Origin of the sequence: Larkinella sp. VNQ87 (assembly GCF_049445795.1) — a bacterium.
Classification (GTDB): domain Bacteria; phylum Bacteroidota; class Bacteroidia; order Cytophagales; family Spirosomataceae; genus Larkinella.
In genome coordinates this window covers 54,007-75,563 of record NZ_JBMSDT010000009.1, presented here as the reverse complement: position 1 = coordinate 75,563, position 21,557 = coordinate 54,007, and the positions used below count along the sequence as shown (strand labels likewise).

The 21,557-nt window shown below is 50.4% G+C and carries 19 protein-coding genes and 1 tRNA gene; 17 read left to right on the top strand and 3 right to left on the bottom strand.

Translation table 11 applies throughout. The features are described 5' to 3' along the window. Positions 1–280: 280 nt before the first annotated feature. From ACO2Q8_RS16625 to ACO2Q8_RS16545, 17 genes are all read left to right on the top strand, one after another. The gene (locus ACO2Q8_RS16625; protein ID WP_423345967.1) at positions 281–586 is read left to right on the top strand and encodes a hypothetical protein; all 306 of its coding nucleotides are present in this window, start codon (positions 281–283) and stop codon (positions 584–586) included. A gap of 2 nt (positions 587–588) precedes the next feature. Then, positions 589–1,956, top strand: a complete 1,368-nt coding sequence (locus ACO2Q8_RS16620; RefSeq protein ID WP_423345966.1) for a hypothetical protein — start codon at positions 589–591, stop codon at positions 1,954–1,956. Further along, positions 1,946–2,944, top strand: a complete 999-nt coding sequence (locus tag ACO2Q8_RS16615) for a DUF6712 family protein (protein ID WP_423345965.1) — start codon at positions 1,946–1,948, stop codon at positions 2,942–2,944. Before ACO2Q8_RS16620 ends, ACO2Q8_RS16615 begins: the two co-directional genes overlap by 11 nt. Then, positions 2,941–3,174, top strand: a complete 234-nt coding sequence (locus ACO2Q8_RS16610) for a hypothetical protein (RefSeq protein WP_423345964.1) — start codon at positions 2,941–2,943, stop codon at positions 3,172–3,174. Before ACO2Q8_RS16615 ends, ACO2Q8_RS16610 begins: the two co-directional genes overlap by 4 nt. Beyond that, positions 3,171–3,968, top strand: a complete 798-nt coding sequence (locus ACO2Q8_RS16605; RefSeq protein ID WP_423345963.1) for a hypothetical protein — start codon at positions 3,171–3,173, stop codon at positions 3,966–3,968. The genes ACO2Q8_RS16610 and ACO2Q8_RS16605 overlap by 4 nt, the downstream gene beginning before the upstream one ends. Further along, complete coding sequence (locus tag ACO2Q8_RS16600) at positions 3,887–4,552, top strand: hypothetical protein (RefSeq protein ID WP_423345962.1); 666 nt, start codon at positions 3,887–3,889, stop codon at positions 4,550–4,552. Before ACO2Q8_RS16605 ends, ACO2Q8_RS16600 begins: the two co-directional genes overlap by 82 nt. After that, complete coding sequence (locus ACO2Q8_RS16595; RefSeq protein WP_423345961.1) at positions 4,549–4,902, top strand: hypothetical protein; 354 nt, start codon at positions 4,549–4,551, stop codon at positions 4,900–4,902. Before ACO2Q8_RS16600 ends, ACO2Q8_RS16595 begins: the two co-directional genes overlap by 4 nt. Then, on the top strand, positions 4,796–5,185 hold the full coding sequence (locus tag ACO2Q8_RS16590; RefSeq protein ID WP_423345960.1) for a hypothetical protein: 390 nt from the start codon (positions 4,796–4,798) through the stop codon (positions 5,183–5,185). The genes ACO2Q8_RS16595 and ACO2Q8_RS16590 overlap by 107 nt, the downstream gene beginning before the upstream one ends. Next, a complete protein-coding gene (locus ACO2Q8_RS16585; RefSeq protein ID WP_423345959.1) occupies positions 5,182–6,021 on the top strand; it encodes a hypothetical protein in 840 nt (279 codons plus the stop codon). Before ACO2Q8_RS16590 ends, ACO2Q8_RS16585 begins: the two co-directional genes overlap by 4 nt. 67 nt (positions 6,022–6,088) lie before the next feature. After that, positions 6,089–6,715: a hypothetical protein gene (locus ACO2Q8_RS16580; RefSeq protein WP_423345958.1), complete on the top strand. Its 627-nt coding sequence runs from the start codon at positions 6,089–6,091 to the stop codon at positions 6,713–6,715. Positions 6,716–6,809: 94 nt separating this feature from the next. After that, complete coding sequence (locus ACO2Q8_RS16575; RefSeq protein WP_423345957.1) at positions 6,810–7,274, top strand: hypothetical protein; 465 nt, start codon at positions 6,810–6,812, stop codon at positions 7,272–7,274. Beyond that, positions 7,271–9,310, top strand: a complete 2,040-nt coding sequence (locus ACO2Q8_RS16570; protein WP_423345956.1) for a DUF5977 domain-containing protein — start codon at positions 7,271–7,273, stop codon at positions 9,308–9,310. Before ACO2Q8_RS16575 ends, ACO2Q8_RS16570 begins: the two co-directional genes overlap by 4 nt. A gap of 3 nt (positions 9,311–9,313) precedes the next feature. Then, positions 9,314–9,850 carry a hypothetical protein gene (locus ACO2Q8_RS16565; RefSeq protein ID WP_423345955.1) on the top strand — a complete coding sequence of 179 codons (537 nt, stop codon included), beginning with the start codon at positions 9,314–9,316 and terminating at the stop codon, positions 9,848–9,850. Positions 9,851–9,988: 138 nt separating this feature from the next. Continuing rightward, the gene (locus ACO2Q8_RS16560) at positions 9,989–12,247 is read left to right on the top strand and encodes a hypothetical protein (protein ID WP_423345954.1); all 2,259 of its coding nucleotides are present in this window, start codon (positions 9,989–9,991) and stop codon (positions 12,245–12,247) included. A 90-nt stretch (positions 12,248–12,337) separates the two neighbouring features. Continuing rightward, positions 12,338–16,693: a phage tail tape measure protein gene (locus tag ACO2Q8_RS16555; protein ID WP_423345953.1), complete on the top strand. Its 4,356-nt coding sequence runs from the start codon at positions 12,338–12,340 to the stop codon at positions 16,691–16,693. A gap of 1 nt (position 16,694) precedes the next feature. Beyond that, positions 16,695–18,104 (top strand): hypothetical protein, encoded by a 1,410-nt coding sequence (locus ACO2Q8_RS16550; protein WP_423345952.1) that lies wholly within the window; start codon positions 16,695–16,697, stop codon positions 18,102–18,104. A gap of 87 nt (positions 18,105–18,191) precedes the next feature. Beyond that, on the top strand, positions 18,192–18,944 hold the full coding sequence (locus tag ACO2Q8_RS16545; RefSeq protein ID WP_423345951.1) for a hypothetical protein: 753 nt from the start codon (positions 18,192–18,194) through the stop codon (positions 18,942–18,944). A gap of 191 nt (positions 18,945–19,135) precedes the next feature. On the opposite strand, the gene ACO2Q8_RS16540 is transcribed toward ACO2Q8_RS16545, so the two are convergent. The 3 genes from ACO2Q8_RS16540 to ACO2Q8_RS16530 all read right to left on the bottom strand — a co-directional run bounded on the left by ACO2Q8_RS16540 (position 19,136) and on the right by ACO2Q8_RS16530 (position 21,458). Continuing rightward, positions 19,136–20,410: a tyrosine-type recombinase/integrase gene (locus tag ACO2Q8_RS16540; protein ID WP_423345950.1), complete on the bottom strand. Its 1,275-nt coding sequence runs from the start codon at positions 20,408–20,410 to the stop codon at positions 19,136–19,138. Between the two features lie 106 nt (positions 20,411–20,516). Then, positions 20,517–20,590: transfer RNA gene (locus ACO2Q8_RS16535), tRNA-Arg, on the bottom strand. 73 nt (positions 20,591–20,663) lie between these two features. After that, on the bottom strand, positions 20,664–21,458 hold the full coding sequence (locus tag ACO2Q8_RS16530) for an enoyl-CoA hydratase/isomerase family protein (RefSeq protein ID WP_423345949.1): 795 nt from the start codon (positions 21,456–21,458) through the stop codon (positions 20,664–20,666). Between the last annotated feature and the right edge of the window lie 99 nt (positions 21,459–21,557).

Sequence of the window (21,557 nt, the reverse complement as noted above, 5' to 3'; positions counted from 1 at the left end):
GTACGATTGTTACAGAACCAGCCCGATCCCGGCCGGTTTCGGAAGTTATATTCTTTTTTTCGGGGGCCGCCGTGGCGGTCGGCGGTAAAGGGCGGTGTGAGCTATCGTGACACAAAGCCACGATTTTCGGGCGCGGGGCGATCTATCTGATTCGGGATCAGGTGGATCGCCCTTTTTTTGACTGCAAAAAGTAGTTTTTCCTTCCGGTTTTAGGGTGAAAAGGTGTCCTATCAGCTACGGATCAGGCGGTTTATCCTTGCATTGTCTCTTCAAAACAGCGATGGCAAACCAAATCATTTCTCTCAAAACCGTACTGCATGAAATCCAGGAAGCCGGAACCGAATTCAGCCTGACGTTTCGGAAGCTGGATGGATCGATCAGCCACAAAGGCCAGGTGAAGAAAAACCCGACCCGGCCCAAAGATCCCGACGCCGGGGGCGGCCGGAAGGATCTGTTGGGGATTCGGCGGAACATGAATCACGCGGGCGCTCTGCTGTTGTGGGATTGCCAGAAGCGCCATCCGTTTGAAGCCAAAATTGAACTGCTGGTGGCCTATAACGGCTACCGAATTTTTCACAACTACTAAGCATGGCAAATTTTCGGAAGCTGGGCCACAACGTTTACGCCTTATCGTTCGGCCCTAAAAAAGAAGCGGCCCTGGTGACGTTCGGCGAAGCGGATATTTCCGCGCACACGGCCGGGGCGGGCTATAAATCCCGATCTGAGTTCGTACCCTGGGGGGCGAAGGATGACAAGCTTTTGCAGATGCACAAGCTGGCCAGCGATTCGCCCAACAAGTGGCGGCTGATCAAAACGCGCCGGGATTTTACGACCGGCCTGGGCGTGTATACCCATGCCGGGAAAAAGAGCCAGGGAGCCGGAACGCGGTTCGAGCCAGTTGTTTTTCCGGAGTTTCAGGAATGGAAGGATCTGGTGAATTGGGATCTGGAATTCGTGTCGATGGCGCTTCAGTACGCCTTCAGCGCAAACGCTTTTATTCAGTTGACACTGGATCCATCGAAGAAGCTGGTGGGCGTGGACGTGATCGATGCGTTTAAGTGCCGGGTTCGCAAGCTGAAGCCGGGGGAACTGAAGGTGTCGGCTTACCTGGTGAATCCCAACTTCGGAACGAAGGCCTACAAAGCGGCTGATACGAAAGTGGTTCCGGCCTATGATCCGGCCGATCCGGCCCGGTATCCGGTTTGTATCCTGCAATTGATGGATAAACTGCCCGGCCAGGATTATTACAGTTTTCCGGAATGGTGGGCCACGGAAAGCTGGACGAAGGTGGCCAACAAGATCCCGAAATTCCACGATTCGGGGCTGGATAATGGGTATAATATCAAATACCACATTTCGATCCCGGATGATTATTTCGACCGGGAAGGCCTGGAAGAAAACGAGAAGGAAAAGCTGAAGGAAGAAACCCTGAACCAGATGGGCGATTCGCTGGCTGGAGCCGACAACGTGGACAAGGCGCTGTTTACCTTCCACACGCGCAACATGCAGGGCAACCCGATCGCCGGGGTAACGATCACGCCCTTAAAAAACACCATGTCGGACGATGCGTACATGAAGTTGTTCAATACGGCCAACGTGGCCCAGGCCAGCGGCCACGGCGTTCTGCCGACGCTGGCGGGGATCGATACCGGTGGCAAGCTGGGCGGTTCCGGGAAGGAACTGGAAGCGGCCGCCAACTACCAGCAAGGCTTTATGACGTACGTAGATCGGCTGGTGTTGCTCCAGGTGCTTCGGATCGCCAAACGGATCAACGGCTGGCCGGCCGAAATGGATTTCGACATCGAAAACATTTCGCTGTACACCTACGACGTGACGCCAGCCGGGGCGGCCCAGAATCCAAATTCGGAGAAGCCTGAAAAGCGTGAAGATGAAGATCCGGATGAAGGCGACGAAAGCGAAGCAACCGATCAAAAAGCCAACCAAGATGCTGTTTAACGAGACGGAAAAAGTAGGCCAGGAAGGCGGCCTGAAGGAATACCTGGGCGGGATCCAGAAAACCATGACCTGGGCCACCTGGAAGCCGTTTGTGGCCGGGGCGGAACTGTCGTACATCATTCCGGCCATCGGCCAGGAGTTGTACGACGAATTGACTTCGGCGGGGGCGCTGGATGAACACCAGCAAACGCTGAAGGACAAACTGAAAATGGCGCTGGCCTGGTTCGCCTACCTGGATGCCATGCCTTCGCTGATCACGGTAACGGGCGATGGGGGAATGGTGATGAATTCGGTTCCCAATACCCAGGCCATGCCGAAATGGTTGTACGTGGCCACGGTGAAAAGCCACCAGGAAAAAGCCGATCGCTACCTGGAAGCGGCCCTGGCCTGGCTGGAGAAGAACGCCGATCAGTTTCCCACCTGGAAGGAGTCGGATGCCTACACGATCCAGAAAAGCCAGTTAATCAGTTCGGCCACGGAAGCCACCACGTTTTTCCCGCCGATCCAGAAAAGCCGCCGGTTGTATCTGTCGATCCGGGATTTTTTCAACCTGGCCGAAGAAGAACACATCCGGCCGATTCTGGGCGTGGAATTCTACCAGTACTTGAAAGGCAAACTGGTGGAAGGCGGCCCGTTTACGGATCCGGAAAAGGAGGTACTAGCGCTGGCCCGGAAGGCACTGGTTCAGTACGGCTTCAGTATGAAGATCCCGTACCTGAACCTGAATACGGATCTTCGCCTGGTGTCGGAAACCGATGGAATCGTGAACGAAAACGCCTTAACGGGCGAACGGCTGAACCAGATCCGTAACGACGCACTGGCGAAAGGCCAGGAGAAAGCCGCCGAGCTTCGCAACTACCTAAACGCCAACGCTTCGGCCACGGTGTTTTCGCTGTATTTCAATTCCGGGCTTTACGTTCCGCCGAAAGAATCCGGCTATGAACGGCGGCCGAAAAATGATCCATCCAAACCGTTTTACGTGCTATGAGTCCACTAAAGCTTTTTCTGATCGGGGCGCTGGAATTTGCGTACCTGGTTGTAATTGTCCTGAAGTTAACCACGTCATTGATCGGCCTATCCTGGTACTGGATTTTCGCGCCGATCTGGTTCCCGGTGGTGGGGTTTCTCCTGCTGATGTTTCACCTGGCGGCTTTCGGGGCTTCGGTGATCCTAGTTCGCTTTGTATTTAACCGTTTAAAGTCTGCTGCAAACCAATGAATACCAAAACCGCCAGTGGCCCGATCGTGGCCACGGAAACCAAAACCACGGCCGTAAACGGCCACAAACTGGCTTCCAGCCCAGCTTCCGGCCTGGAAGCAAAACGCCAGCAAGCCCAGGCCGCCATTCAGGCCGCTGAACTGGAACTTCAGCAAATCCAGGAAGAAGAACAGGCCGAACTGGTGGCCCGCCGTTCGCGCCTGGCCACGACCCGCGAAGTCCACCTTCGGGATGCCCAGAACTTCCGGGAAATGGCCCGCAACGAATCCGATCCGGAGGAAAAACGCACGCTGTTGAGTCTGGCGCGGGAAGATGAACAAAAGGCCTATCAGATCGGGCTGGAATTGGGACTGGATCAGGATGTTCCGGCCCAGGACGAAAAGCCCAGAGCGCCGTTTCTGAAGCGGCCGGTGGTGGCCTTCCTTCAAGTGGCGGGAATTCTGGCGGCCATTTCGTTCTGTTACCGTCAGTTCAACCAGTTTAACCAGTACATCCAGGAGTTAAACGCGAAGCTGCCGGTGGAACAGCACCTTCAGCCGTATGATGTAACGTCGATCCAGAAGTTCTTTTACGAAAAGCTGGTAGTGTTTGCCGATCTGCCGGTAGCGCTGCTGATCTTGTTCCTGATGGTGCCGTTTGTCGGTTTTTACGTCCTACCATTCCTGAAGTCGAAGCGGGACTTTTACAGTGAATTCTATGACGAACTAACGCCGTGGCAACGATCCATCATCACCACTATTCTCTGTTTGGGCTTATTGTTCTATCTGGCCTTATCGCATTCGGTCAAACCGTAACGGCCCAGCCTAAACAAAAACCAGCCAGGGCGGTCAGCGAGAAGCGGCCGCCCGTTTTTCAATCCGAAGCCCAGCTTCGCCAGGCGGTGTTCGATTCGGCGGCCACGTTCGTCGGCAAAACCGAGCGTACCAATCAAAACGATGCCGATTGGATTACGGCCATCAACCGGTTTAGTAAACTGCCCAGCCGCGCCCACTATTGCGCCAGCGCCTTCTACTACGTTCACGCCATCAACGGTGTAAAGCTGCCGATCGGCGCGGCCGGTGTCGGGATGGTTCGGACGTACTTCAGCCAGGCCAAAACGCTCATCTACAAACGGAACCGACGCGGGAACCAGCGGATCGGCCCGAAGCCCGGCCGGATGGATGCGGTTTCGCTGTTTGCCAGCCACATCGAAGGCATTGCCCAGGATCGGTATGATCCCGAAGAAGAAGATCGGGTGCGGTGTATCGGCTTTAACACGACTGGGGGCAAAGGCACAAAGGGCGGCTGTTACATCAATTTCCGACGAACGGCCGAGATCAAGGCGATCGCCAACTGGATCGGCCCGTACTGGAACAGTCTTAAACCGGCCACGTTATGAACCGGATTTTGACTTTCATCCGCCAGGATGGCCGCCGATTCGCCTGGGAAATGGGACTGGCCTTCGCCATCGCCGGAACCGCCTGGGCGATCGGTTTCTTTTGGAACCATCGGCGGCTTCAGGCCTGCCAGGATGAACGCCTGGCGCTGATTGATCAGGTACGCCAGGAAGAAAAACATCGGCTGGCGGTCGAATACGGCCGGAAGCTGGCCGAAAAGGATCTTCAACTTTTAGCGAAGGAACATGAACTTCTGGAACTGCGTAAAAAAGCCGCTTTGGATTCTGCTGATCGTTTGTCCCTTATCGACGCTATGCGGGCAATCAATCAGCGGTATCAGCGCCGAAACTGATTCGGCGATTCGCGCCGAGTTTCTGGCCAATGCCAGGCGAATCCATGCCGATCTGATTAAAGCCGATTTCGCCCAGCAATCGGCCGCCCTGGCCATCGCCCGCTTTGCCAGTTGCCAGGATGCGCTGGTGGCCAGCCAGGCCGCCGAACAGCGGGCGATGGATGATCTGGCCACGTTGAAGCTGGCCACGGCGGCCGAAGCCACAAAGCGGAAAAAATACCAGCTTGAAGCCTGGATCTGGCGCGGCTTGGCCAGCTTCGGCTTATACCTGATCTTCAAATGAAAACCGTTCAAATCGGCCCCAAATCGTACAAAATGCCGGAAGGCTGGGCGGAATGTACGCCCGAACAGATTCAGGCACTTTTGCCGCTGCAATTGCTCCAGCCTAAACAGGATGATCCGGCCACATCGGCGCTGTTGAAATTTGCGGCCGCGAAAGTGCTGTTAGGAGCGCCGGAAAAGTTGGTGAACCGGCTGGATGCCGCCCAGAAGTGGCGGCTGATGCGGCTGGCCCGGTGGGTGTTTACTGCCCGGATTGAGAAAAAGCCCTTCAACTCGTTTACGTTCAAGGGCGTAACGTACCTGTTACCAGAGCCGAATTACGCCAATACCAGCGCCATCGAAATCGCAATGGCGAACATCAATTACATCGCCTACGTGCGGACGGAATCGCCATCGATCCCGGCCGTATTTAAGCTGGTGGCGACGCTATGCCGCCCGGCCCGGAAGGACGCGGCCCGCTGGCGGGCTTCGACGGATTGGAACGGCGACATTCGGGAAGCCTACAATACCTTACTGGCCGATGATCGGGCGCAGCAATTTCAGTCCGAAAACCTACCGATCGGCGTGGTGATGGCGGTTCTTCAGTACTTCGAGTTTATGAACAATCGGTTTCTGGAAAGCTACCGGCTGGCGTATGAGCCGACAGATGATCCGGATGAACCGCCACTGTATCAGAACGGGGAAGGCCTGGTGACGACGTTTATGGACATTGCCAAGCTGGGCGTTTTCGGGGATTTCGATCAGGTATGTAAACAGAACGGGCATACGGTTTGGATGTTCCTTCGGGACAATAATCTGAAGATTCGCAGGGCAAACCAGCGGGCGGAACAGGCATAGGATTTGTTTAAAGTACAGTGATTCGACAATTTTCTCTAAATTGTCGAATCACTAAATCAGATTTAGAATGGCCTCTAGTCCAAATACATCAAAGGGCGAAGGATTTGTAAGAACCTATGACTTACTAACAGCCATAATTGAAGATGCCAATAAAGCATTTGAACTTTTAGCTTCTGATCAGGAATCACAATTTCTTAGAAGAATTGCGATTAGAAACGTTTTTACCTATATAGAAGCAAGCGTTCAGATTATTAAATTTGAGATAAAATCTGATGTTAGAAAGAATCGATATAAAAAAGCTCTGAGTGAAAAAGATGTTGAGTTTCTTAACGAGGAAAGAATAAAATCTGATGGTACTAAAGAGGGGATAATGATCCAAATTCAAGACAATCTGAAAGGGACTTTCAAGCTTGCAAAGAAGATATGGGGTCTGAATATAAATTATTTAGATTGCTCCGGAAAGCAATATAGATACTTTTTAAAAGCTAAACATACACGCAATAAACTGACACATCCTAGAACGTTTTATGATATTGAAATAACGGATGATGATGTATCCTACGCGGCTGTTGCTTTTCAATGGACAAAAGATGGATTTATTAAACTTTTTGAAGCGAAGGTTTCTAAGATTTTAGAAACTCTTCCTAAACAGGTTCAAACTGCTATTAAGAAAAGGCAAAAAGAGTTGGATTAAATTTCATTAGGCCAGGCGAATCTTCAGCCTGGCTTTTTTGTGTCCTACCGGGAAACGGGGTGGCTGCTGATCTTCGAGCAAAAACGAAGTTCGTATGATCATCGGCGATTTAAAATCGTATATCGACTACTTCCAGGCCTGGGCCGAAGCCCGCCCGGATATTAAGTTCTTTTGCTTCGGATCGGTGGAAAAAGGGATCGAATACGCCCGTTCGCTGCCGGATTTCGATTATCCCTTTTGCTGGCTGGAACAACCGGTTTTGCAGCCGAAGGATAACGGCGCTGGCCACCTGTGCCTTCAGTACATTACCGGGATTTCGGTTCTGCTCCAAGCGCCCTTAGATGATCAGCAAGCCCAGATCGACGCTTACGCGGCCAGCCTGGCCACCCTGACGGATCTGATGGGAAAGCTGATGGTCGACAATAACCGCGCCCTGATTCATTTCGATCTGAATTCGCTGAAAATCGAATCCGTAAATCAGTTATGGATTGATTCCCATTACGGGTTTCGGATGGAAGTTTCGCTGGATCTGAACATCAATACGCGCCTATTCAAATGAACCACCTGGTAGCTACTCAAAACTTTCTGCAAGCCCGTTTATCGATGAATCCGATCGTGGTGAACATCGAAGCGGCCGATCCGGATCTTTATCCCGATCGCGGGGATCTTCGGTATTACTGTACCATCATGATCCCGGAATATTATCTGGCCGGAACCTTTAAGCCGCTGGTTCGCCTGGAAGCCGCCGAACAGCCGCCCGTTTCGGCCGGATCGGGTTTGTTGTACCAGGGCGCTTTCTTTGAGATCCAGAACCAGATCGATCCCTTACTGGAGCGAACCGCACCCGAATTCGGCCAGACCCGGATTTCGGTGGCCGATCGGCTGGTGCTGCCGTATTACTGTGTTTTGACGATCGAAAACGATGGCGTGGTGATCTACACGGAAAACCAGCCGGTTCAGTACGCCATCAAAGCCGGTATATCGGAGGTCGACTATTCGCAGTATAAGGATCAGTTCTTCAAGGAGTTTATCGGCCCGGATCGGCGGTTTCTGACCTGGGCGGCCAATCCGAAAACCATCCATCCGGATCAGCCCGAATTCCTGTACTTCTTTACCAATTTCACGCCAACGCCCGGCAAGATTCGGCGAATCTGTGAGGTGGTCTACCGGGATTATACCACGGAAACCCTGGCTTCGGCCGAACTGTCGAACGTTTTCCCGTTCACGGTCTACTGTGTTCCCAGCGGCCCGAAAGCCCTGGGCCTGGATGTGAAGGCTAAAGAAGTGATTCAGTACGCGGTTTGGCTGGAGAATGAAAACGGCGAACGGATCAGCGAGATCCGGGAATACCGGCTGGAACAGCTTTATCGGCGGAACGTCCGCTTCGTGCTGTTTGCGAACAGCCTGGGCGGTTTCGATACGCTGGCGTTAACCGGCCAGGCGGAAGAATCGCTGAAGTTTTCGCGCCAGGTGTCGGAACGATACAACGGCTGGGAGTTTCTGCCGAGCTATTCCGAACGGGTGATCAATTCGGTTACTGGCGTTCGGGAACTGGTGATGGCGACCGGTTTTCTTTCGCCGGAAGGGGTTCGGTATCTGGAAGAACTGCAACTGTCGAAGGAAGTGTTCCTGGCCACGGATCGGGCGCTGGTGCCGCTGCTGCCGATGGATGATAAGCTGGTGCCGAAGCTGGATGATGAAGAAGTGATCGGCCGAACGCTGGCCTTCCAGTTCAGCAACCCAAACCGCAATTTTTCCCGGCTTCCGGCTGAATCGGCCCTGTCCAAACGCCCGACCGGCTGGCGGCCGAAGGCCTGGGCCTGTGGGATCGATGCCGACGGCAAACGAACCGGGATGCTTCAGGTGTCGGTACTGGAGAAGTATTTTCTGGACGATGATAAGCCGGTGGTGGGTGTGCTGCTGAAGGCGAACGTTCCGGGAACGGAAGGCTACATTCCGCCCGTTGAATCGGCGGCCTGTGCGACGCCACCTTTTGAAAACGTTCAGATCCAGAAGTCCGGGACGTTTATCCGCCAGACCTGCCCGGCTGGCCAGTACGGCGGCCCGGCCACGATCACGATTCCGGCCGGTACCTACGGATCGGAAGTCAGTCAGGAGGACGCCGACGCGAAGGCCGCCGACGCCTGGGCGCGGCTGAATACCCAGGCCTACGCCGATGAGTTTGGAAGCTGTGTATCCGGCCCGGAAAACTATTTCTGGAGCGTTCCGGCTGGACATTTCCACTACCGGGCCAACAACCCAACGGCGTTTTACATCTACTACGACGGAACGCCGAAGGCCGGTAATATGTGGGGAAGCCCGCCCGGCCCGAACATCTATCCGATCAATACGAATGATCTGGATTTGCCGCTTCAGGATGATGTTTCCAAATGGAAGTTCCTTTTAAAGAATGCGGAAGGCGGTTTTGGCTTTGTGAAGGTGTACGTGAACGGGGTTCTTCGGGCAAGCTGGCAACTACCGTACAATGCCGGGGCGGGGAAGAAACTGTTTTTCACGCCAACGCCGGAAGTTCAGTTCGACGGAAATTCCGGGGATCGGGTTTATCTGGAGTATACCCATGGCGGTTACGTATAGGCGATGGAGCTAAACGAGATTTACGACGATCTGGCCGACCTGGTGGAAGAAATCGCCAGGGACGCCATCAAACGCTTTCAGGACTATATCCAGCAATACGGGATAGTTCTAACCGATCAACTGAAGCGGGATTTCCAGTATCACATCCTTCGTACGGCGACCACCCTGGCCATTGAAATCGATTTCCGCCAGTACGGCCGGTTTAAGGATATGGCCCAGCTTCGGTACGGGGCGCACATGCCGCCGATCGATGCGATGGAATTCTTTGTGGAAAAGGTTGGACTGGATCGCTTCGCCTATGTGCTGGGCTACAAAGGGCGGGCGGTTCCCACGGTGAACAATGCCGCCAGGCGAATCGCCTGGGCCATCTCGATCGGCCGCCGAAAGGTGCCATCGGTTCGGCGGGGCTACCGGGGAACCTGGTACAACAGCGGAAAAATGGCGATGATCCGCCAGGCGCAAAAGCAACTCAGTAGCCGCTATTCGGAACTGATCGCGCCGTATTTGGCAAGGAAGATTGAGGAAGGAGTAGATGACTAAATTTTTTATATTTTAGTTGTTGTGAGAAATTAATTGAAGTCTTTTAAACTCATATTATACCTTTTCTGTATAGAAAGCTTCAGTTTGAAGTAATTTCAATGCGGTTGTTTGCGAAATCATTGATTTGTTTGTCAAAAGATGGAAGAAAAATTAAAAACTAAAGTTACCAGCATGAACGACGAGCCTGTTGAATCCTCTTTTAACAAAGACTGGAAGGAAATTAAAAGGGTTAACCTAATTGAAAGCGAATCCATATTGGTAGAAATTCAGAAGATTATATCTTCAGTAAATGAATTGAACTTGCTTTCCATGCTTACTAGACTAGCCTTTTATATTAAAGAGGGCGAAGATATATATGAGCGATCTGCTGTGTATAATTTAAGAGAAATGCCAATAATTCATTTGGTTAGTGGTTTAGTATTGCAAGGAGAGTCTAAAAATGATAAGCCTAATATAAAGGCTAATGATTTGTATACACTTATAAAGTTAAGTTCGAGTTATCTAATTAAAATTAGTCCATTTCTGGGCCTTGTTGAAGATGACTATGATGAAAAAAAGCAATTATTACATAGTCATTTACAGAGTATGAAAATGATAAGGCCTATAAATCCTGATCGTTACCCATATCAAACAGAAAAATACGTAGAATTCTTAGATAATCGTATTTCTGAATTATTTGTGAAGAAATCGGGTCTGTCTCCAAATTTATTTTTGAATATTGGCAAAGCGATTAGTGAATATATTTTAGAAAAAATTAATTTTCATAATAAAGATGCAAGCTGGTTCTCTAAAATTCAGCAATTTGTATCTAATCCTCAGTCTGATGAATATTTTTTGGACACAGTCAATAACAAATCTCAAGAAGATGAAGGTGAATATTTTGACTTTTATTTTAGATATTTATTAGCGTCTTCTTCTAACGATCTTCTTTGGTTTACAATTGATGAGCTAAAGAAGAGTGATATTTTTATTAGTATTGATGAGGCTTATGTAGAAAAATATCTTCATGCTTATAGTTGTAAAGTAGGTGACCAGCCGATTGGTAGTGAATTGTTAATTGATAATGTATTATTTTACAAGCCCTTTATAAATTGGGATGATGTATATTTCTGTCCGGCTCCATCTGATATTATATCCTCATTGCCATATTGTTTTGAAAAATTGTTTGAGTCTGAGAAATTGGCAGTTCCGCCAACTAGGATCTGGGACCGATACCAAAAGTCTAAAGCCTATTTTGTAGAAGATAAAGCTGAAGAGTTTTTTTTGCGCATATTTCCTAAATCAAGTGTTTTTAAAAACATCATCTATGAATTCAATGGAAATATTGAAGAAGCCGATATACTGATTCCATTTGACAATAAATTAATTGTAGTCCAGGCAAAATCTGGATCTTTTAATAGTGCAGCTCGCAGGGGAGCTGAAAAAGCTTTCAAGAACACACTAAAAAAAATATACGAAGAATCATATCAACAATGTGTAAAAGTTAGGAGTTTTGTAGATAATGGCAAAAATGTTATATTTAAATACCGTGACTCAAAAGAGGTTGCATTTTCAAGTAATCCCGAATCAAATCAGACTACAGAATATATATTTATTAGTTTGACTTTGGAGCCGCTAGGTGTTTTGTCTGCTAGAATAAAAAATTTAAAGGCTTTTGGGTTTTTTCAGAATAACGAGTATCCGTTGGCAATGTCAATTTATGACCTTGATACAATTACGTCAATACTACCTTCGTCACCATCAGTATTCTTACATTATATTAAAGAGAGGATAAGATCACAAATGGAAGAAGTTTTCTTTTTTCAAGATGAGCTTACTCCTTTTGGATGGTATTTGGAACAGGGAAGCCTTAAAAAACCAAATACTATTGGAGAGGATGTTACTCATATTGGTGTTGATCCTGATTATTTAATTAAATTTGATGAATATTATTTGCGTGGTGGAGTAAAGCCTACTTTACTAGTTGAAGAAGAGTGGCTTAATTTAATTAAGCATATTGAAGATGATAGAAATCCAGGCTTTTCGGTGATTAATGAGCATTTATTAAACATTATGCCTGAGACTCGAGAAAGGTTGATTAAGCGAATAAATGAGGCATTTAATAAAAAATATAAAAAAGAAGTGATAGGGATTACATCACTTACAAATTCATTCGAGGTAGTAGGTGTGACATTTGTTACCTATGATGTTCCTACTGCTAAATTAAATTATATTTTAGAGACGTATAGCTTACTTAGGAAGTATCAAGCTAAAAAACAATTTTGGATAGGTTTAGCAAAACAACAAAAGTCTAACGGCCCGTGGTGGAAGGTCACCTGTCTCCAATATTTTGATTTCCCTTGGACTTTTGATGAACGCTATGATAGCATACCTAATACGTTCACTCCCTCATCTTAGATGACAAATAAGGCAGTTGCTTGGAATGGCGTCCTATGTTCAGAAAATGCTTTCGGCGAAGTTCGCTGAAAGCATTTTTCATTTAGAGCCATGAATGATTTTGAAGTCAGTAGAATTAAACTTCTAATCGACGGGGACGAAGGCGATGCCACCCTGAAAGAACTTCAGGAAGCGGCCGCCGAAGTGAACCGGGAACTTCGCCGGATGAAACAGGCGGGCGAAGAAGGATCCGAAGCCTGGAAGGAACTGAAGGTTCTTCAGGCCGATCTGAAAGCCGAGATCAAAGAGTTTACCAGCGCCATCGATCTATCGGATGCGTCGATGCGGGAATTGAATGTACGTTCCCGCCAACTGAACGCCGAACTTCGGGATCTGAAAGTGGGATCGGATGCCTGGATCGACAAAATGAAGGAAGTCGATCAGGTGGATACCCGGATTCGCCAGGTGAAGGACGAAATGGACGCGCTTCGGACGCCGATCGATAACAGTACTTCAGCGATGGATCGGATGAAGGAAGCCTTCGCCGGTACGTTTGCCGCCTTCAGCCTGGAAAACATCATCGAAGAAGTGATCAGCTTCGGGCGGGAATCCATCACATCGGCCGCCCAGATGTCGGATGCCATGTCGGACATTGCGAAAGCGACCGATATGAGCCAGCAAGAGGTGGAAGGCCTGGTGGAAGCCATCGATCAAATCGACACGCGAACCGCCACGGAAGATCTGGCCGAAATCGCCAAAGTGGCGGGCCAGTTGGGGATCGCCAAAAACGAAGTATTGGGCTTTGTCGAATCGGTGGATAAGGCCGTGGTGGCCCTGGGCGATGAGTTTCAGGGCGGGGCCGAAGAAGTGGCCAGCACGATCGGCGGGCTTCAGAAGCTATTCAAGGAAACGAAGGATCTGGAAGCCGGGAAGGCCATTAACGATATTGGTTCGGCCCTGAACGCTCTGGGCGCGGCCGGTTCGGCCACGGCTCCCGTGGTGGCGGACTTTACGGCCCGAATGGGTCAGCTAGGCGATTTAAGCCCGCAAATCAACGAAACGATGGGCCTGGGCGCGGCCTTCCAGGAATTGGGCCTATCGGCCGAAATTGGTGCGGGCGGTCTGTCGAACATCCTGCTTACGGCGGCCAAAGACACGGCCACGTTTGCGACGCAATTGGGTATTTCGGAAGCCGAAATGAAGAAGCTGATCAACACGAACCCGAATCAGTTTTTACTCCAGTTGGCCCAATCACTGAAGGGGCTTCCGGCCGATGAAGTGGCGAAGCGCCTGGCGGATATGGGAATCAAATCCCAGGAAGCCACGAAAGTAATGTCCTTACTGAAGGATCAGACGGATCTTGTTACCAGGTATCAAAAGCTGGCCGGTGACGAGATGAAGAAAGGCACCAGCCTAACCGACGAATTCAACAAGAAAAACACCAACGCGGCCGCCGAACTGGATAAGATGGGCAAACAGGTAAAAGGCCTGTCGGTGGAATTTGGCCAGGCGTTGATTCCGATTGTGATCCGGGGCGGCCAGGCGCTTCTTACGTTTGTCAATACGATTCGGGCGGTTCCCGGTTTTATCAACGATAACAAGGTGGCCTTCGCGGCCCTGGCCGTGGCGCTGGTGACGTTCAACGCCCAGGCGATCGTGGCCGAAGCGAACAGCCTTCGCCTGGCGGCCGCCGAAAAAGGGCGGGCGATTGTTACCGGGGCGGTGACAACGGCGCAAAACCTGCTGAATGCCGCGATGGCCATGAACCCGATCGGCGCGGTGGTGGCCGCCGTGGCCTTATTGGTGGCCGGTTTTACCTTGCTGTACAACAACGTCCAACCGCTACGGGCGGGCATTGCGGGCGTCTGGGAAGCCCTGAAAACCGGTTTGTCGTTGGTGCAACAATTCGGGAACGCGCTGAAAAATCTGGACTTCGCCGGGGCGGCTAAAATCTGGAGTACGGGCGGGGCCAAAATTGCCGAAGCCTACGGGAAGGGCTATTCGGATAAAATCAAATCCGAACAAACCAAGATCGAAGCCGACCACAAAGCCCACACGGATCGGAAGGTGGCCACCAGCAAAACCGGGGCGGATAAGGCCGCGCAGGATGCCACGGCGGCCAATAAGACCGGCCTGGCGGGCATGACGAAGGATAACGCGGGTTATCTGTCGGATGATGAGAAAAAGCGCCGGGATCACGAAAAGAAGCTGGCCGACGAAAAGAAGAAAGCCAACCAGGACGCCATCGAAGCCACCAAAAAAGCGAACATCGCGGCCATTGCCGACGAAAAAGAACGCAAGATCGCCCAGCTACGGTTTGAAATCGATCAGGAGAAACAGCGAATCCAGGAAAGCCAGGCCGATCACAAGCTGAAGCTGGCGCAATTTACGGCCGCTGACAAATCGTACGAAACCCAGAAGGCGGCCATCGAAAAGGAATTTCGGGATAAGAAGGCGAAGGAAGATCGGGACGCGGCCGAAAATCAGCAAAAGCTGATGATCAGCCTGATCGCCGATGAACACCAGCGGAAAGTGGCCGAACTGACCTTCCAGGCCAACCAGGCGAAGGCCGAAGTGGAACGCACGATCACCGACGAAACCCGGAAGGCCCAAGCCCTGGATCTGATCAATAAAAAGCTTTCGTCGGACATTCAGAAGGAAAACGACGAACAGCGCCAGAAGGAAACTCAGAAGAACCAGGAGAAGCGGGAAAAGGAACTGGCGGGCGAACGCCAGCTTTTTGATCTGCAATTCCAGGCCGCCGTGGCCAATGCCGATCTTAACCTTTCACTGGCGAAGAATAACGCCCAGGCGATTTACCAGGCGAAGCTGGATCGGTTAACGGCCGAGTACAATTTCAACCGCCAGAAGCTTCAGAACGAAGCGGCCGAAGAAAAGGCCAAAAACGCGGAACTGATCGCCGATCACGACAAACGGGCGGCCGCTGATAAGGCCATCGATGACCGGCTGAAGGCCCAGCTTACGGCGAATGACAACCAGTACGAAGCCGCCAAAACCGCGCTTACGGCCGAAAAAACGGCCCAACGCCTGGCCAACCAGCAACAGTTTTTTTCGGCCATCGATGGGCTGATGCAGGGCGATTACAGCAAGTTCATGGATCTTCTGAATAAGAAGCTGGCCAATGAACAGGCGAAGAATCAGAAGGCGCTTCAGGATTTCACCAAACACGGCCAGGACACGCTTCAGGTAATGGGCCAGGTGGTCAATACGCTGATGCAGCTTAACCAGAAGTACCTGGAAAGCCAGCTTAAGAAGATCGATAAGGAAAAAGACTCCCAATTAAAGTCCTGGAAAGAACAGTATGATAAAGGGGTGATCAGTAAGGATCAGTACGAAAAGAAAGTCCTGGACATTACCAAAGAAGCGGACGAAAAAACGAAGGCCGAAAAGCTGAAGGCTTGGAAGCGGGATCAGGCGCTTCAGATCACGATGGCGCTGATCAACGCGGCCCAGGCGGCCCTGAAATCGCTGGCCACAATGGGCTGGCCGCTGGGCCTGATCGGTGTGGCGGCTTCGGCGGTGGCGGCCGGAATCCAGATCGCCATGATCAAAAGCCAGAAACCGCCCAGCTTTGCCAAAGGGGGCAAGATCGGCCCGGGCTACTTTAAAAACGCGGGTGTACTTCAGGGCGGCCGCCACGGATCGCGCCCGGGGGAAGCCGGGATTTCGATGGTCGATCGGGCGACCGGGATGGAAGTGGGCGAAGCCGAAGGCGGGGAACCGTTTATGATTCTTTCGCGGGAAACCCGCAAGAATAACGGCCCGATCATCGATATGCTGTTGCACTCCAGTATGCACAAGAACGGCGCCCGGATCTTCCGGGATGGCGGAACGTACGGCGATTATGTACCCAAAGCGCCCACCTGGCGGAAGTTTGCCGATGGCGGGGTTTCCTACAATGCCGATGATTTTCTGGGCGGGGGCGGTGAAGGGAGTGATGAAGGCGCTTCGTACGGATCAGATCCGAACGGAACGGCCAGCGGGGCTTCGGTGTCGGAAAGCGTAGGGGCTACCAGTGAAGAAATCGCCAAAAGCCAAAAGCTGATGGAAGATATCGCCACCAACACGGAAGATATGGTACTGGCGCTGGCCGAAATGCAGAAGTACCTGGCGGGGCCGTTTACGAACGGGCTGGCCAGGCAATCCGACGAACTGCAAAAATCGGTGACGACGAACCTGTTTTTGATGCGGCTATCGATGAACGCACACCATGCCGACCTGGTGAAAGAGATTTCGGCGCTGCTGGATCAACTGATCAAAGCCGAACAGGCCGGGAACGCCATGCTGGCCTTAACGCTTCGCCAGAAGTTGGGGGATGTGGCCGGATCGATCGGCGTATCAAACGGCTATCTGAACCGGATCGCCCAGAAGGATCTAAGCGTACAAACGTGGGTAAATGTCAATAATCAGATAAACGTGGTGGCTGGCGATAGCAACCTGAAGTAATATGTTCGACATACGAATTGAAGGGTATTCCGTGGATCTGAATCCCGGCACCCAGATCACGCTGGAGAAATACAATCCGCTGCTGGACTTTGAAACCGTACAAGGGGCCAGGGTGAACAGCTTTACGCTTCCGGATACGCCGATGAACCGCCGAATCCTGGGCTATTTTTACGATCCGCAGGTGGGCTATACGAACCGCCGATACTACTGTGAAAAGTACGTCGATAGCCAGGTGGTCGAACAGGGCTATGTGAAGATTCAGCAATCGGCGGCCAACGAAACGACGCTGTACTTTACGCAAAACCTGGGCGAAATTTTCGGGGATCTGCAAGGCCGGATGCTGTCGGAAATCAACTTCGCGCCGATGGCCGTTCCGGCTTCGCCCGTTGCGGCCGCCAACCATTTGACGGATGCGTTTTGTTTTCCATCCATTGAGAATCCTGGCTTCTACGGGAACCAGGCCTTCAGCGGGGTTATGAATCAGTACAATTCGGGAACGTCGACCTATGCGGCCGATGCCCGGGTTCCCCACTTTTTTCTTCGGTGGGTGCTGGAGCAATTCGGCCAGAAGTCGGGCTGGAGTTTCCATGGCGATTTCCTGGCCGATCCGGATCTTTCGCGGCTGGTGCTGGCGAACCTGTATTCCCTGGATGGAGCCACGGCGATCTTTCCCGCGAATCATCTTCCGGATCTAACGGCGGGTGGGCTGTTGATCGAGCTTCGGAAGCTGTTTAATCTGTTTCTGGATTTCGACGTACGGCGGAAGGTGCTGGACATTGGTTTCGCGGAAGAAATCCTGAAAGCGCCCTGTTTGCTGGACTGGACAAGCAAGGCCAGCCAGGCGCACACGAAAACGCCCGAAACCGTTAACCGCCTGGAATTGGGTTATGAACTGGATGGGAACGATGCGCTGATGAAACCGATCCCGGCCGAAATGGACAAGTACACCACGGCGGAAACGGCGGCCAACGAAGGCGGATCGGTGCTTCCGATCCGGAGCCGGTTATCGACCTACCTGAAGAACCCGGTTTCCGGCCTGGCCAAAACCAGCCAGCCGGGGATCAGCCCGAACAATAAGGATAGCCAGAACCGGGGAACGCCGAAGGTGTTGTTCTGGAACGGGCTAATCGGCGGCAAGCCCACGGCCACCCATACCAGCGGCCCGCGCAGCCTGATCTGGAACGGGGCTAACAGTCTGGTGGATGTGGGTTATCGGCGCTTTGAACGGTTCAAGGAATCGACCTTCAGGCTGAACAAGGTGGTGGCGCTGACGCCCGCCGATCTGGCCACGTTCAGTTTCCGTAACAAAGTTCACATCAAGGGCGTGAACTACCTGGTGGGATCGATCAAGCTGGCGCTGATGAAGGATCAGCGAGTGACGCCCGCCGAAGTGGAACTGTGGCGGGTGTGACTTGTATAATTGTCAACTTTTGTTTAAATATTGAGGGAAAATTGCTGCAGGAAAAAGAATTAAGCATTATTAATCAATATAAAACATATGAAAAAGCCGCGCAATTATTTGGTTAATTTCGAGGTTAATCCTGGGTCTGAGTTGCATCTGAGGTTTTCGAAAAAGAGCGGACTTTTGGAAATACGTGGGGTAAAGAATGGGAACAGAAAAGCCATAGAAAAAATACATATTATAGCTAGCTATTCCAGAGAGAAGAATGAAAAAATAATGAATTCTACTACTGTAGATATTAATAGTTTTGATATTAATATCAATGATGCATTAATCAAGTCATTTAACATGATTTTTGCATGTGATACAAATTCATTGATAATTGATCAAAAAAAAATTTGTGTTTCTTGCTTAAGTATATTGTCATTCTCAACAACTAATAATGAGTATTTTCACAATCCCGTAATGTCAATTGTGTTTTCATTAGAGCTTGATAATGCAAGCAATCCAGAAAGAATATCTTGGGCTTTCTTTATTAAGAAAATTTCGGCTATGAAAAGTTTGCCCTCTGATGCTATAATTGGTTTTATCGTTGATTCAGAATTAAACAAAATAAAACAAATAAACCAAAGGCAAGAACCAATATTTGCTGAAGATTACCTTCCAAAAAATGTTGTAATTATTTACGCAAGTTCCGATAATGGAAAGGAGTTTTTAGCAAATAAACTAATTAGTTCCGCTGATAAAGCGGCAAAGGATTTGATGACCGAATTAAAAAAAAATAATTCAGATCTTTCTGGGATTCCAGGTCCTGATTCTCCTATATTTTTACGGAAAAGTAGAAGGTAAATAAAAAGAGAGAAATGTAAATAAATAGGAGTGAAGGTGTTTAATAGTTTAATTTGGTGGGCTGAAAAAATAAGGTGGCCAGGAACCCCGGCCACCTTGATCATTCATCCTTTAAATAAAAACTAAGCTCCTAATGTAGCCACAAGCTGGTAATACCAACCCAACGACCTAGAAAACGGCAAAAATTTATATTAAGCGGCTCCCAGGGTATCTTCTTTGGCTGTTTTGAACAGCTTATCAAAGACGTGAATTTTTTCCTTCCTTCTTTTCTCACTCAGGTGAACGTATTTCATTGTGGTTTGGATGTTGGCATGTCCCATGTATTCTTTCAGGGTTACAACGTCGCCCCCCAATTCGATGAACAGCGTTCCGAAGGTATGGCGGGCGGTGTGGGTTGTAATCTTAAAATCCACTTCGGCGGCCTTGCCTATTTTATCCAGCAAACGATTGGTGTAGGGTTCTGAATAGGTTTCAAAAAGAACACCTAGTGACGTTGTGATCAGGGTTCGCGCCATCGGGTGTAGTGGGATCCGGACAACTTTCTGAAACCGCATGGTTTTTTTAGGCATGAGCACTAGCCAGTCACCTTTTATGTTTTCGTGGTTCACGGCTTTTGCGTCCGAAATGCGAAGCCCGGTAAAGCAACTGAACAGAAAATGGCGCAGAACCACCTGCCAGCTTTCGGGGGTAGTATTGCTCCGGAAAATAGCCATGAGAGCCTGAAGCTGTTCTTCCGTCAACACGTTGGGGTGAGTTTCCGGGTGGGCTACTTTTACCACCTTAAAGGGATCATCGAAGACATTCCCGGCCGCCAGCGCCCGCTTTACGTATGTCCGGATGTTTTTCATGTGGCCTTCGACGGTGCTGGGAATGTTGCCACGTTCGGCCTTCATCCAGGCCCGGAAATTTTCAAGAAGCTTTGGGGTAACGTCTTTGAAGGGGAGGTACAATTCTTTAGATGCAGGATCCGGCACCTGGTCACTTTTTATTTTTTTAATCTGCTTTGCCTGTTCCTGTTTCCAGAACTCTTTCAAGCTGTTCAGGCTGGCCATGTGGCCCTTCCGGCTGCCTAATTCAATCTTTTTACGCTTGTATCGCTCCAGGCAGTCATTTACGGCGAAGGTGAAAAAATCTTTCCTGGAGGTGAAGTTATTGTAGTCTTTGAGAAGCTGGGCAATTGTCAGAACTTTTCCCGACAGGCGGTATTCCTTAAAAATGTCGTTGATCTTCCCCACTTCCGTATCGATGATCATTCGGAAGTCGGAACAGTCTTTATCATCTTTTTTTCGGGGAAGAATCTTTCCGGCCTTTTTGTCGAAATAGGAGGGTGGCCAGGCCAGTTTTAGGGGAATTCGGTCTTTCTGGCCATCCACATTCACATAGATGTACAGTGGTGATGTACCGTCTTTTCTAACGTGGTCGTCCTTAATAATGATCTTTTTTACGTAGTTCTGAGTGGTTCCCATTCGGATCAAATTAGGAATAGAGAGGTGGGTGAAAACAATTCGGAACGGCTTTAGGAAACGCAAAACGCCCAATACGTAGCGTATTGGGCGTTTTTTGCTTGTTTCGTGCACTCGTAGGGATTCGAACCCCAAACCTCCTGATCCGTAGTCAGGTGCTCTATCCAATTGAGCTACGAATGCGTTTTCCCGTGTTGGGACTGCAAAAGTAAAACAAAATTGCTAAGAGTCAAACCAGCAACTGGAAAATTCTGCCTTATTTTCCCCGAAAAACCGGTTTTCGCTTTTCCAGGAAGGCCTGAATGCCCTCGGCAGTGTCATCCGAATAACCCAATTGATTCTGATACTGAGCTTCTTGCTCCAACTGGGTCGCCAGGTCGGACATCATGGATTGATTTAAGGCAATTTTCATCAAACCGATGGCCTGTGTTGGAGCTGTAGCATAATAAGCCACCGTTTCGGCTACAGCAGTGTCTAGTTGTGAAGCCGGAACCGAGCGAGTGACGAGTCCCAATTGGAGGGCTTCCGGCCCGAATACTTTCCGACCTGTGCTACACAATTCAAACGCTTTCTGAGCACCCACCATCCGGGGCAGAAAATAGGTCGAACCGGCATCCGGCATCAGGCCGATCCCGACAAACAGCAGGGCAAAATACGCTTCGTTGGCGGCCACGATCACATCACAGGCCAGCGCCAGCGAACAACCGGCTCCAGCCGCAACCCCATTCAGGCGGCAAACCACCGGTTTGGGCAGATTCCGGATGGCCTGCACCATCGGATGGTACGTTGTCCGGAGTAGTTCTCCCATCGAAAAACCGCCCGGAGCCTGAAACCGCCCGGCAGCTTCTTTCAGGTCAGCGCCGGAACAAAAAGCCTTGTCGCCCGCACCCGTCAGCACCACTACCCGCACACTTTCGTCGGCTCCCGCGGCTTCTATAGCCCGGGTAATTTCCCGGATAAGGGGTGGATTCAAGGCATTATGCACCTCGGGCCGGTTTAAGGTGATGCGGCAAACTCCGTCAGTAGTTGCGTAAAGAAGGTGCTCGAACATAGTAAGAGAAGACGGTTTTCAGTTTTCGATATTGAATCTTTTTTTTTTTAAATTCAATATCGAATATCGAATGATGAATAGCGAATAACGAAGTAAAAA